The sequence below is a fragment of the Phytomonospora endophytica genome (genome assembly GCF_014202425.1).
In the GTDB taxonomy this organism is placed as follows: Bacteria; Actinomycetota; Actinomycetes; order Mycobacteriales; family Micromonosporaceae; genus Phytomonospora; species Phytomonospora endophytica.
Genome location: NZ_JACHGT010000005.1, coordinates 280,396 through 292,415, shown reverse-complemented (window position 1 = coordinate 292,415; position 12,020 = coordinate 280,396). Strand labels below are relative to the sequence as shown.

Here is a 12,020-nt window from a genome sequence, read left to right as displayed (position 1 = left end):
GGGGTTTCCTCATGGTCGGTGTCCGCTCGGGCGCGCTCAGCCCCAGCAGTTCTCCTTGCCGTAGGCGACGTCCTTCGACTCGACACCGGTGACCGGTTCCCCGGCGACGAGGGTGACGCCGGTGTCGGTGTAGCCACCGGCCTTCGTCCCGTCCTTGGCGAAGGCGGCGACGGCCTCGACGCCGAGCTGTGCCATCTTCAGCGGGTACTGCTGGGAGGTGGCGGCGATCTTGCCGTCCTCGACGCCCTGGATCCCGGTGCAGCCGCCGTCGACGGACACGATGGTCACCTCGCCGGCCCGTCCGGCGGCCTCGACGGCGGTGTGGGCGCCGAGAGCGGCGGGCTCGTTGATCGTGTAGACGAGGTCGATGCCGGGGTCCTTCTGGAGGCAGTTCTCCATGGCGCTCTGGCCTTTGGCCTGGTCGCCCTGGGTGTCGGCGGAGCAGACGAGCTGCGGGTCGCCCTCGGCGATGCCGAAGCCCTTGAGGAATCCGTCGTGGCGCAGCTGCCCGACGGTCACGCCGGGCGCGAGGTCGAGCGTGGCGATCTTGGCGGGGGCGCCGGCGAACCTCGCCTTGGCGAACGCGCCGATCAGCTCCCCGGCCTTGAAGTTGTCGGTGGCGAAGAGCGCGTCGGTGGCGTCCTGGGGGTCGGTCGGGGTGTCGAGCGCGATGACCATGATCCCGGCGTCGCGGGCCTTCTGAATGGTCGGGACGATCGCGGCGGTGTCGCTCGGGGTGATCAGGATGCCCTTGACGCCCGCGGCGATCATGTTCTCGATCGCGGTGAGCTGGCCCTGGTTGTCGCCGTCGTAGGCGCCGGCGGCGGCGATGAGTTCGAGGCCGTTGGCGTCGGCGGCGGCCTGCGCGCCCTCCTTCATCTTCACGAAGAAGGGGTTGGTCTCGGTCTTGGTGATCAGGCCGACCTTCACGGCGCCGTCGTCACCGGCCCCCGACCCGCACGCGGCGAGCGCCGGGACGCCGAGGACCACCAGCGCCAGGGCGGCGGCGATTCCGGTGCGGCGGTGCCGCCTTTTTAACGTCGCTTTCATCGTTCCTCCAGTTCAGGGCCTTGCTCAAGGTGTGTCTTGGGTTACATGTCTGTTTCTGAGGCGCTACGCTACAGCCGCGCAAACGCTCGCGCAAGCGTTTGCGCGAGCGTTTGCGTATTCTGGTCGCGGCACCATGGGGGCACACCGGAGCGAAGGGAGGACCAATGGCGACGATGGCCGACGTGGCCCGTGAAGCAGGAGTGTCCGTCTCGACGGTCTCCCACATCATCAACGGGACCCGCTTCGTCAAAGAGGACACCAAGGAACGGGTACTGGCCGCGATCCGCCGCACCGGGTACACCCACAACACGATCGCGAGGTCCCTGGTCACCGCCAGCACCAAGACGATCGGCCTGGCCATCTCGGCGATCTCGAACTTCTACTTCGCCGACATCGTCGCCGCGATCGACACCGCCGCCCGCGAGGCCGGCTACACCCTCCTGCTCGCCGACACCCACGACGACCCCGAGGAGGAACTGCACGTCGTCCAGGCCCTCCACCAGCGCCGCGTCGACGGCGTCCTCTACGCCCCCAGCACCGGCGCCGACGGCCCCGCCCTGAACTACCTCGCCGAACTCGGCGTGCCCACGGTCCTCGTCGACCGCTGCGCCGCGGACTCCCTCGACCAGATCGGCTCGGAGAACCGCGCGGCGACCGCCGCACTCACCGGCCACCTCAGCGCGCTCGGCCACCGCCGCGTCGGCCTCATCGCCAACCTCCCCGACCTGCGCACCACCATCGAACGCACCGAGGGCTACCGCGACGGCCTCAAGGAGGCCGGCCTGTCGGCCGACCCCGCGCTGGTCGTCAACGGCCGCCCCGGCACGGCCTTCGCCGACGCCGCCGTCACCGAACTCCTCGCCCTCCCCGACCCGCCGACCGCGCTGGTCATCGGCAACAACCACCTCGCCATCGAGACCATGCGCGCGCTCACCAAACGCGGCATCCGCGTCCCCGGCGATCTCGCCCTGGTCACCTTCGACGACTTCGAATGGGCCGACCTCTTCCACCCCCGCCTGACCGCCATGGCCCAGCCCATCGGCGACATCGGCGGCCAGGCCGTCCGGCTCCTCCTCGACCGCCTCGGCGACCCCCACCGTCCACCCCGGACGGTCCGCCTCGAACCGACCTTCATGCACCGCGATTCCTGCGGCTGCCCCGCCAACTGACCTCACAGGAGAATCCATGACCGCGATCGCGGTGATCGGCGAAGCCGTGGCCGACGCGTTCCTGCCCGCCACCGGCGACCGCGCCCCGGCGGGCGGCGGTTTCGGCCTGCGTGTCACCCCCGGCGGCAGCCCCGCCAACACCGCCGTCGCACTCGCCCGCCTCGGCACCCGCGCGCGTTTCCTCGGGCGCCTGTCGACCGGCCCGCTCGGCCGGCTCCTGCGCGCGCACCTCGACGAGTCCGGCGTGGACCTGTCGGCGGCCGTCCCCACCAAACGCAAGGCCACCCTCGCCGTCACCGCCCTCGACGCCGAAGGCCGCGCCGACTACGACTTCTACGTCGCCGAGACCGCCGACTGGCACTGGACGCCCGAGGAACTCGCGCACCTCACCGACACCCCCGTCGACGCCGTCCACACCGGCTCACTCGCCCTCGCCCTCGACCCGGGCGCCGCGCGGATCCGCGCCGCCCTGGCCGCCGCCCGCCCGCACGCCACGATCTGCGTCGACCCCAACGCCCGGCCCGGGCTCATTGAGGCCGCCGCCTACCGCGAAGGGCTCCCCCGCTGGCTGCCCCTGGCCGACATCGTCAAGGTCAGCGACGAGGACCTCGCCTACATCCACCCCGGCGAGACGCCAGCCGCGATCGGCGAACGCTGGCACGCCATGGGCGTGCGGCTCATCGTCGTCACCCGCGGCGGGAACGGGGCCGTCGCGTCCTTCGACGGCGAACTCACCGAGGTCCCGGCCGTCCCGGCGGACATGGTCGACACCGTCGGCGCGGGCGACGCCTTCAGCGCCGGGCTGCTGCACACCCTCGGCCGCCTCGGGCGGCTCGGCGGCCGGCTGGACGGGCTCACGGTCGCCGAAGTACGGGAGGCGCTGGAGTTCGCCGCCCTGGTGGCCGCGCGGACCTGCGAGACAAGCGGCGCGAACCCACCGTGGGCCAAAGAACTGACTCCGTGAGGCGGAGGCGCGCCCGTCCGCGCGCCCCCGCCGCCGGTCACCTCAGGCCGTAGGACCTGATCATGGTCTGCGTGACCGTGTTCCCCGCCTCATCGGCCGCCGACAGTCGCGTCGACACCGACGTGGCACCGGCCGGGTGCCGCAGGAGGGCGACGGCGTGGTCGCCGCCGCGACGCACGCCGACCTTCCGCCAGGTCTTCCCCTCGTCGTAGGAGACCTCGAAGGTCAGCGACTTCGTACTCACCTCGGCCGCGCCCGCCTGCTCGTAGACCTCCAGCGCGACGATCTGCGGCAGCCTCGCGTCGGCGTAGCCGTCCACGACGCCCGAGGCGTCGAGCCGGACCGCGCTCATCGCCGGGACGGTCTCGCCGGGCCGGACCGCGAAGTTCCACTCCGCGCTCGCGGCCGTCCCGATCGTGGCCCAGGCGACCTCGCGCACGGCGTCGCACGTGACGGTGACCGTCCCGTCGAACGCGTCCGGCAGTGGAACCCCGAAGGCGTTGCACACCGACTCCGTCTCGCGGCGGATCTCGACGCCGTCGGCCAGGATCACCGTCGTCCCGAGGTACCGCTCGCCTCCACCGCTGTCGGTGAAATGCTCGCGTTCGACCGCGTCGAACATGCCGACCCGAAGGAAGGCCCGGTCGCCCTCGTGGACGAAGGCGGCGTACACCGGGTCGAGACCGACGTTGAGCGGAGCCGAGTTCCAGGTCCGCGCCGCGCGGCCCGCGACCAGCTCGACCCGCCGCTCCGAAGGCTCGCCGCCGCTGTCGTCACCGATGCCGAGGTAGGAGTTCCACCGTCCCGGAGTGAAGTACTCGGTGCGCTCACCGGGCACCGCCTGCCGCCGGTTCTGCGCCCACCAGATCCCCCGTTCGATTCCCGCCCAGAAGTCCACGCGCCAACCGGCGGCCGCCGCCCCCTGCGCGCTGTAGCGGGTGTCCACCGCGGCCAGAGCGGCGTCGGTGACCCGCCGGACGCTCCCCTCCGGGACACGCCCCCGGACGGGGAAGGTGAGGTCGTAGGAGTACTCCTCGGTGGCGCCTTCGGGGCTGACGAGCCGCTCGTCGCGCAGGTACCAGGAGTTCGGGCCGGGCATGTCCCCGGCGACGGAGTAGGACTTCGCACCCACCGGCGGGGTGAGGGTGACGTTGTGCCCGGTCGACGACGCGGGGTCGGCGGCGACCAGCACGTCGGTCACCGACCACGTGACGGCGTCATCGTGGTCGAGGTCGACGCCGTTGAGGGTCCCCCCGGCGGCGGCCCAGGAGACCGTCCGGTCGCCCGAGAGGACGACGTCGCCGGAGAAGGAGGTCTGCGAAGGCTCGTCCCCGCCTTCCATGATCCCGCCGTAGACGGCGTAGCGGGCGGCGGGGATCCGGATCGTCGCGTCACCGTCGGCGTCCCACTCGGCGATCTCGAAGCTCTCGTAGGTGTCCACGTCGAACACCGCCGCGTAGAGGTGGTCGATCGTCCCGGCGCGCGGCTCGGCGTCAAGGGTGAGGTCGTACAGCTCCGGCTCCAGGTAGATGCCCAGCGCCGTGCGGACGACCGTCCCCCCGGCACCGGCGACGAGCGCACCACCGTAGGCGCCGTCGGGTTTCCCGCCCGGATCGGCCGTGACGACGACCTCGGCGTGGCCCCCGGCGGGAACGACCACCGAGGTCTCCTCCACGCCGAACAGGCCCTCGACGGGGCCGGTGACCGCGAGATCGAGTGTCACGTCCACGGCGGACGTGTTGGTGTAGGCGACCGTCCGCGTCACCGGTCCCCCGTCGTGCGGGTAGGCCGACATCGGGAAACTCGCGTTCCCGTCGGCGAAGACCTCCTGCGCGACGGCCCGTGCGACGTCGAGCCGTCCGGCGCCGATCGCGAAGGCCCCCGGCCCGTCGAGCCCGGCGCTCGCACTCATCAGCGCTGCCTTCAGGCGCGCGCCGGTCCAATCGGGATGGCGCTGCTTGAGGATCGCGGCCGCGCCGGTGACGTGCGGTGTGGCCATGGAGGTGCCGTCGGCGGTGACGTAGGGGCCCTCGCCCGCGGTCCCGGCCGCACGGGCGGCGGTGATCGCCGATCCGGGAGCGGCGATGTCGGGCTTGACGGCGTGGTCGCCCATGCGCGGGCCCTGGCTGGAGAAGTCGGACAGCGCGTCGGTCTTGGTGACGCTGCCGACCGCGAGGGCCGAGTCCGCCGAGGCCGGTGCCCCCACCGCCTCGGTGGTGCCGTGGTTCCCGGCGGCCACCACGAAGAGGGTCCCGGTGTCCGCGCTGAGCGCGTCGACGGCGAGGGAGAGCGGATCGGTGCCGTCGGTGGGGTCACCGCCGAGGCTGAGGTTGACCGCGGTGGCGCCCTCGTCGGCCGCCCACTGCATCCCGGCGATGACATCGCTGTCGGCGCAGTAGCCGTCGTCGCCGCAGACCTTGCCGATCAGGAGCCCGCTGCCCGGTGCGACGCCCTTGAACCGGCCGTCGCTCGCGGCCCCGGAACCGGCGACGGTGGACGCCACGTGCGTCCCATGGCCGTAGCCGTCGATCGCCTCGGGCGAGGTGCCGGTGAAGTCGCGGACCCCGGCCACCCTCCCGGCGAGGTCGGGATGGGTCGCGTCGTAGCCGGTGTCGAGGACGGCGACGGTGACGCCCTCCCCGTCGAACCCGGCCTCCCACGCGGCGGGCGCACCGACCTGCGGAACGCTCACATCCAGCGCGACACGGGCCCTGCCGTCCAGCCAGACCCTGGTCACGCCCGCCCCGAACGCGCGGGGGCTCCCGCCGGTGATGTCTTCCCACATGGCCGCGGCCCGGCCCGCGGAGACGCTCAGTGCGCGGGCGTCGATGGCGGGCAGGTCGCGGGAGACGTCGGCGCTGAAGGAACCGCGTGGCGAACCGTCGCCGTACTGGACGATCAGCGGCAGGCCGGTGTCGGCGAGCCCGTCGCGGAGGAGCCCGGAAACGTTGAAGAGCCGCTCGTCGAGGCGCCCGGCCGCGACGAGCGCCGCCGCGTCGGCGGGGACGACGTGCACGTCGCGGTCGTCGCCGTTCCAGACGGTGCGGGTGCCGTAGCCGACGTCCTCGCGGCCTTCGGCGGGTTCGTAGACGAAGGCATCGGGCGAGTTCATACGGACCTTGTCACCGGTGACGAGGGTGAGGACCCGCGGCCGCGCGAAGGCGCCGGCGGGCGGGGCGGTCGGGTCGGGCGGAGGTCCGGCGTTCGCGGGCACACCGCTGAGCAGCAGTGCGGCGGCACCCGCGAGGATGAGTGCTCGTCGGATTCTCAATACGACTCCCGGTCGGGGTGACGTGGGCGCTTCGCCCACGGAGGTACATACGGGAATCGCCCGGCTCACGGTTGTCCGCGGCACCGGACCGATCGACGGTTCTGTCGCACCCCACCGGTAGCCTCGAACGCATATGCCGGCGGGGCACATGGGACCCTGATGGGGCCCTGTGAGCGGCGGAACACGACGGTCCGGCGAGCCATGGCTAGACTGGACTGACTCCAGAAAACAGCCCACGATCGAACGCCCGTCCGACCACGGCGACCGGCAAGTGCGCAGGTAGCATCGTCGCATCGGGAGAAGAGGCCGCACAGATGACTACCGACCTGGTCGACACCACTGAGATGTACCTGCGCACGATCCTCGAACTTGAGGAGGAGGGGGTCACCCCACTGCGCGCACGGATCGCCGAGCGACTGCACCAGAGCGGCCCGACGGTGAGCCAGACGGTCGCGCGCATGCAGCGCGACGGGCTCCTCACCGTCCAGGGGGACCGCCACCTGGAGCTGACCGAGCTTGGCCGTAAGCAGGCCGTGTCGGTCATGCGCAAGCACCGCCTCGCCGAGCTGCTGCTCGTCGACGTCATCGGCATGTCCTACGAGGAGGCCCACGACGAGGCCTGCCGGTGGGAGCACGTGATGAGCGACGCCGTGGAGGAGAAGGTCTTCGAGCTGCTCAAGCGGCCGACCCGCTCCCCCTACGGCAACCCCATCCCCGGGCTCGACGCCTTCGGGGCCACCGCCGTCGACGGCTCGCCGGAGGGCGAGCAGCACCTGGCCTCGGCCGGGCTGCCCGGTTCGGTGACCGTGACCCGGATCTGCGAGAGCGTCCAGACCGACGCGACCGTCCTGCGCGAGCTGCACGAGGCGGGCGTCAACCCCGGCGCCACCGTGCACGTCGAGCAGGAGGAGGGCGCCGTGCTGATCACCCACAGCGGTGACTCGGTCCGCCTCTCCCGCGAAGCCGCGACGCGCGTGTTCGTGGCCCCCGCGGTCTAAGAACGAGAACACGAGGACCCCGGCCGTCGGCCGGGGTCCTCGTGTTTCAGGTCGGTGGGAGCCGGACGCCACGCCCACGACGCTCCTCCGGCGCTCCGCCGCCCGACAGCCCGGCGGCGGCGCCGGGCGCTTACTTCGCGGCCTTCTCGATCGCCTTGGCGAGGGCGACGAGCGGCTTCAGGGTCTTGGCGACGGTGTCCTTCTTCGTCCCCGCCTCGGAGGTGTACCGGAGCGTGAAGAGCCGGTCGTCGTCCGACAGCCAGCCGATCTCGGCGACCGGCCCGCCGCCTTTCGGCGCCTTCAGCACGACCTGGTAGGCCGACTTGCCGAGCTTGCCGACCTCCTCGGCCGAGTCGGGCATCATCGTCGCCTTGAAGCTCGCCGGGTCGGCCTTCGTCTTGGCCGTCGCCAACGTCAGGTCGGGGTAGGAGCCCTTCGTGGTCTGCAGGACGCAGACCTGGGCGTTCTTGGCCTCGGCGGGCTCGACGACGGTGAAATCGACTCCGACGGCCTCGGCGACGGCAGCCACGTCGAGGTACTCGCAGGCGCCCTTGGCGTCGTCCTCGGTGCCCTTCTCCTCCTCGGGCGCGCCCGAGGGGTCGGGTTCGGACTCGATCCCCACCGGCGCCGAGGAGGATCCCGCGGCCTCCGGTTCCCCGCCGCCTTCGCCGCCGCCGCAGGCGGCGGCCGTGCTCAGCGCGAGCAGCAGCGCGCAGGCACCCAGGACCCGGTGAAGGCGCTTTGTGGACACGGTCGTCTCCTCGGGGGATCCCGCCTCTCGGCGGGGACAGGGGAACAGCGCTTCACGGTAGCGCGAGTCAGCTCACCCGCGACAGGTCAGCCGCCCCGATGACTCCGGCGTGGACACCGAGCTGCGCGGCCCGCACGTCGGCGACCGGCAGGCGCGAGCGGGCCGAGAGGGCCTTCTCGTAGGAGGCGCGCGCGGGGTCGAGCAGCAGGTCGCCGGCCTCGATGACGCCGCCGCCGATGACCAGGGTCTCGGGGTCGAAGGCCTGCGCCATGTCGGCGAGCCCTTCGCCCAGGTAGCCGCCGATGCGGGTGAAGGCCTCGCGGGAGACGGGGTCGCCGTCCTGGGCCGCGGTGGTCACCATCGGCCCGTCGATCGCGGCGACGTCGCCGCCGGCGAGTTCGAGGAGCGCGACGGCCTTGTCGGGGCTCTCCGCGGCCAGTTCGCGGGCGAAGCGGACGAGCGCGCTGCCGCTGGCGTACTGCTCGATGCAGCCGTGCCGGCCGCAGCCGCAGATGTGGCCGTCGGGGACGGCGAGCATGTGCCCGAACTCGGCGGCCACGCCGTGGGCGCCGCGGAGCAGGCGGCCGTCGATGACGGCTCCCCCACCGATGCCGGTGCCGACGGTGAACAGCAGCGCCGAGTCGGCGTCGCGGGCGGCGCCGTAGCGGAACTCGGCCCAGGCGGCGACGTTGGCGTCGTTCTCGACGACGACGGGGAGGTCCACGTCGGCGGCGATGCGGTCGCGCAGGGGCTCGTTGCGCCACGCCAGGTTCGGCGCGAACAGGACCGTGGAGCGGGCGGCGTCGATCCAGCCGGCCGCGCCGATCCCGACCGAGGTGACCTCGTGGGTCTCGCGCAGCTCGGTGATGACCTCGATGATGCGGGTGTGCACGCCGGACACGTCGTCGGCCGGGGTTTCCCGCCTGGCCTCACCGAGGACCTTGCCCTCGTCGTCGACGACGGCGCCCAGCACCTTCGTGCCCCCGATGTCCACTCCGATCGCCAGTGACATCGGCTATCCCCTCGACTCGACGCGCCGCTTGAGCTCCTTGAGCGCGGTATCCATGATCATTTTCTCGGCCTTGCGGCGGAACATGCCCAGCATCGGCATGCTCAGGTCGATCGCGAGCGTGTACGTGACCGTCGACGTCCCGTCGCCGTTGTCGGCGATCTCGTAGGAGCCCTGCTGCGACTTCTGGATCGCCGAGGACCCCTCAAGGGTCCAGCTGATCCGGCTCAGGTCGTCGGCATAGGTGTAGCGCAACGCGTACTCGTCTTTGAGCACACCGGCGTCCAGTACGAAACCGACGAGCGCCGGCCTGTCCTGATCGTCGGTTTCGCGCACCTCCGACGACTTGATCGAGCCGGCCCACTCGGGGTAGGCCGCGAAGTCGAGGATCACCGCCGCGACTTGCTCAGGCGCGGCGGACACACCTATTGACTGTGTCGACGAGTCCGTCATGTGCACGAAGGTTACTCGACCGCCGAGGGGCGTCCGGTACAGCACGGCGCACTCGGCGCGGAAGCCTCAGCGGTCACGCTCGACCTCGTCCTTCACTCGCCACATCACCGCTTTCACCCGGCGCCTCAGCCGCTCCCGGCGACGTTCGGTCTCCCGCGGCGACCAGGGCTTTCCGGTGGGGTCGACCCGGACGTAGACGTGGACCAACGCGCCCCGATCGCGGTACCGTTCAATCCAGACCTCGGTGCTTCCCGCGACCGGTCCGCCGACTTTCCATCTCACCCCTTCCACACCGCGTTCCTCGGTAACGGACACGCGCCATTCCGGCCACAATTCGGCGGCCAGCGCGGGCGCGGAGACCAATGGCGCGAGCGTTTCGGGACTACACGCCATGTACGTGTCATCGATGAGATCGAGAGCGGGCACGGCCGTATTGTCCCCCAGGGTCTTCCAACCCGCGCCTACCAGGCGGTAGCGTTTCATTAATCACCCCGGAACGCCCCGGAAATTTTGGAGACAACCGTGCGCGAGTTTTCAGTGCCGCGAGCCGTGACGGTCCCTGACGACGCCAATCTGACCGACCCGCTGTGGGCCAACGCCGAGAACCACCCCGACTCGGTGATCTTCGCCCGCCCCGAGGCCGACGGCACGTGGAGCGACGTGACGAGCGCGACGTTCCGGGACGAGGTCGTCGAGGTGGCCCTCGGCCTGGTCGCGGCGGGCATCAAGCCCGGCGACCGCATCGGCCTCATGTCGGCCACCCGCTACGAGTGGACGCTCGTCGACTACGCCATCTGGGCCGTCGGCGCCGTGAGCGTCCCGGTCTACGAGACCTCCAGCGCCGACCAGGTCCGCTGGAACCTGTCCGACTCCGAGGCGACCGCCTGCATCGTGGAGAAGGAGGCGCACGCCGAGACCGTCGCGTCCGTGCGCGCCGACCTGCCCGAGCTCAAGCAGCTGTGGACGATCGAGTCCGGCGGCCTCGACGACCTCCGCACCGCCGGGAAGACCGCGGCCGCCGACATCAACGAGCTGCGCCGCGCCTCGAAGGCCGACGACCTGGCCACGATCATCTACACCTCCGGCACGACCGGCCGCCCCAAGGGCTGCATGCTGTCGCACCGGAACATGTACAGCGACATCTCCAACACCATCACCGGAGTGCAGTCGCTGTTCCACGAGCACGCCACGACGATCCTGTTCCTCCCCCTCGCGCACTCCTTCGCACGGATCGTCCAGCTCGGCGCCGTCGAGGCGCGCGTACGGCTCGGGCACTTCGCCGACGCCAAGAAGATCGCCACGATCCTGCCGACCTTCCAGCCGACCTTCCTGCTGGCCGTGCCGCGCGTGTTCGAGAAGGTCTACAACGGCGCCCGCCAGAAGGCCGCCGACGGCGGCAAGGGCAAGATCTTCGACCGGGCCGCCGCCACCGCCATCGAGTACAGCGAGGCCCTCGACAGCGGCCGCGTCGGACTCGGCCTGCGGCTGCGCCACAAGCTCTTCGACAAACTCGTCTACGGCAAGCTCCGCGCGGCCCTCGGCGGCCGCTGCGACCGCGCCATCTCCGGTGGCGCGCCCCTCGGTGAGCGCCTCGGGCACTTCTTCCGCGGCATCGGCGTGACGATCTACGAGGGCTACGGCCTCACCGAGACCTCGCCGGTCATCTCGCTGAACCTCGACACGGCCCACAAGGTCGGCACCGTCGGGCGCCCGGTGCCCAACACCAGCGCCCGCCTCGGCGACGACGGCGAGCTGCTCATCAAGGGCGACCAGGTCTTCAAGGGCTACTGGCGCAACCAGCAGGCCACCGACGAGATGATCGTCGACGGCTGGCTGCACACCGGCGACCTCGCCAGCATCGACGAGGACGGTTTCCTGCGCATCACGGGCCGCAAGAAGGAGATCCTGGTGACCGCGGGCGGCAAGAACGTCGCCCCGGCGCCGATGGAGGACGTGATCCGCGCGCATCCGCTGGTCAGCCAGGCCCTCGTGATCGGCGACGCGAAGCCGTTCATCGCCTGCCTCGTCGCCATCGACAGCGAGGCGCTGCCGGGCTGGCTGGAGCGCAACGGCAAGACCGCGGGCACTCCGGTGACCGAGCTGCGCGACGACGAGGACCTCAAGGCCGAGGTGCAGGCCGCGATCGACGCGGCCAACGCGACGGTCTCGAAGGCCGAGGGAATCAAGGCCTACCGCATCCTTCCGGCGGACCTGACCGAGGCCACCGGCGAGGTGACGCCGAAGCAGAGCGTGAAACGCAACGTCGTCATGGAAAAATACGCTGGGGAAATCGACATCATCTACGGCGGCGGCCGCTGACCGCCGGCACCGAAACGGGGGCACCGTCACATATGG

Annotated in this window: 10 protein-coding genes; 4 read left to right on the top strand and 6 right to left on the bottom strand. The window is 71.4% G+C overall.

From position 1 onward, the window contains the following. Positions 1 to 36 precede the first annotated feature (36 nt). The gene (locus tag HNR73_RS13215) at positions 37 to 1,050 is read right to left on the bottom strand and encodes a sugar ABC transporter substrate-binding protein (protein ID WP_184787696.1); all 1,014 of its coding nucleotides are present in this window, start codon (positions 1,048 to 1,050) and stop codon (positions 37 to 39) included. Between the two features lie 164 nt (positions 1,051 to 1,214). Here HNR73_RS13215 and HNR73_RS13210 point away from each other — a divergent pair, with 164 nt between their 5' ends. Both HNR73_RS13210 and HNR73_RS13205 read left to right on the top strand, forming a co-directional pair. Continuing rightward, entirely contained in the window at positions 1,215 to 2,219 is a 1,005-nt protein-coding gene (locus HNR73_RS13210; RefSeq protein WP_184787695.1) for a LacI family DNA-binding transcriptional regulator, read from the top strand. A gap of 16 nt (positions 2,220 to 2,235) precedes the next feature. Beyond that, positions 2,236 to 3,183, top strand: a complete 948-nt coding sequence (locus HNR73_RS13205) for a carbohydrate kinase family protein (protein ID WP_184787694.1) — start codon at positions 2,236 to 2,238, stop codon at positions 3,181 to 3,183. Positions 3,184 to 3,220: 37 nt separating this feature from the next. Here the strand turns inward: HNR73_RS13205 and HNR73_RS13200 are convergent, their stop codons facing one another. Beyond that, complete coding sequence (locus HNR73_RS13200) at positions 3,221 to 6,454, bottom strand: S8 family peptidase (protein ID WP_184787693.1); 3,234 nt, start codon at positions 6,452 to 6,454, stop codon at positions 3,221 to 3,223. A 314-nt stretch (positions 6,455 to 6,768) separates the two neighbouring features. Here HNR73_RS13200 and HNR73_RS13195 point away from each other — a divergent pair, with 314 nt between their 5' ends. Continuing rightward, positions 6,769 to 7,452, top strand: a complete 684-nt coding sequence (locus tag HNR73_RS13195; RefSeq protein WP_184787692.1) for an iron-dependent transcriptional repressor DtxR — start codon at positions 6,769 to 6,771, stop codon at positions 7,450 to 7,452. A gap of 130 nt (positions 7,453 to 7,582) precedes the next feature. On the opposite strand, the gene HNR73_RS13190 is transcribed toward HNR73_RS13195, so the two are convergent. The 4 genes from HNR73_RS13190 to HNR73_RS13175 form a co-directional block, all read right to left on the bottom strand. Continuing rightward, entirely contained in the window at positions 7,583 to 8,203 is a 621-nt protein-coding gene (locus HNR73_RS13190; protein ID WP_184787691.1) for a hypothetical protein, read from the bottom strand. Between the two features lie 67 nt (positions 8,204 to 8,270). After that, the gene (locus tag HNR73_RS13185) at positions 8,271 to 9,215 is read right to left on the bottom strand and encodes an ROK family glucokinase (RefSeq protein ID WP_184787690.1); all 945 of its coding nucleotides are present in this window, start codon (positions 9,213 to 9,215) and stop codon (positions 8,271 to 8,273) included. Between the two features lie 3 nt (positions 9,216 to 9,218). Beyond that, on the bottom strand, positions 9,219 to 9,665 hold the full coding sequence (locus HNR73_RS13180) for an SRPBCC family protein (protein WP_184787689.1): 447 nt from the start codon (positions 9,663 to 9,665) through the stop codon (positions 9,219 to 9,221). A gap of 66 nt (positions 9,666 to 9,731) precedes the next feature. Beyond that, positions 9,732 to 10,091, bottom strand: coding sequence for a polyketide cyclase / dehydrase and lipid transport (locus HNR73_RS13175; RefSeq protein WP_184787688.1), 360 nt, complete (start codon positions 10,089 to 10,091; stop codon positions 9,732 to 9,734). Positions 10,092 to 10,187: 96 nt separating this feature from the next. On the opposite strand from HNR73_RS13175, the gene HNR73_RS13170 reads away from it, so the two are divergent. Continuing rightward, positions 10,188 to 11,984 carry an AMP-dependent synthetase/ligase gene (locus HNR73_RS13170; RefSeq protein WP_184787687.1) on the top strand — a complete coding sequence of 599 codons (1,797 nt, stop codon included), beginning with the start codon at positions 10,188 to 10,190 and terminating at the stop codon, positions 11,982 to 11,984. Positions 11,985 to 12,020 lie beyond the last annotated feature (36 nt).

Excerpts from the sequence above, each read along its gene's own strand:
- HNR73_RS13180 (WP_184787689.1), bottom strand. The coding sequence starts at position 9,665 with ATGACGGACTCGTCGACACAGTCAATAGGTGTGTCCGCCGCGCCTGAG.
- HNR73_RS13215 (WP_184787696.1), bottom strand. The coding sequence starts at position 1,050 with ATGAAAGCGACGTTAAAAAGGCGGCACCGCCGCACCGGAATCGCCGCC.
- HNR73_RS13205 (WP_184787694.1), top strand. The coding sequence starts at position 2,236 with ATGACCGCGATCGCGGTGATCGGCGAAGCCGTGGCCGACGCGTTCCTG.
- HNR73_RS13195 (WP_184787692.1), top strand. The coding sequence starts at position 6,769 with ATGACTACCGACCTGGTCGACACCACTGAGATGTACCTGCGCACGATC.
- HNR73_RS13185 (WP_184787690.1), bottom strand. The coding sequence starts at position 9,215 with ATGTCACTGGCGATCGGAGTGGACATCGGGGGCACGAAGGTGCTGGGC.
- HNR73_RS13210 (WP_184787695.1), top strand. The coding sequence starts at position 1,215 with ATGGCGACGATGGCCGACGTGGCCCGTGAAGCAGGAGTGTCCGTCTCG.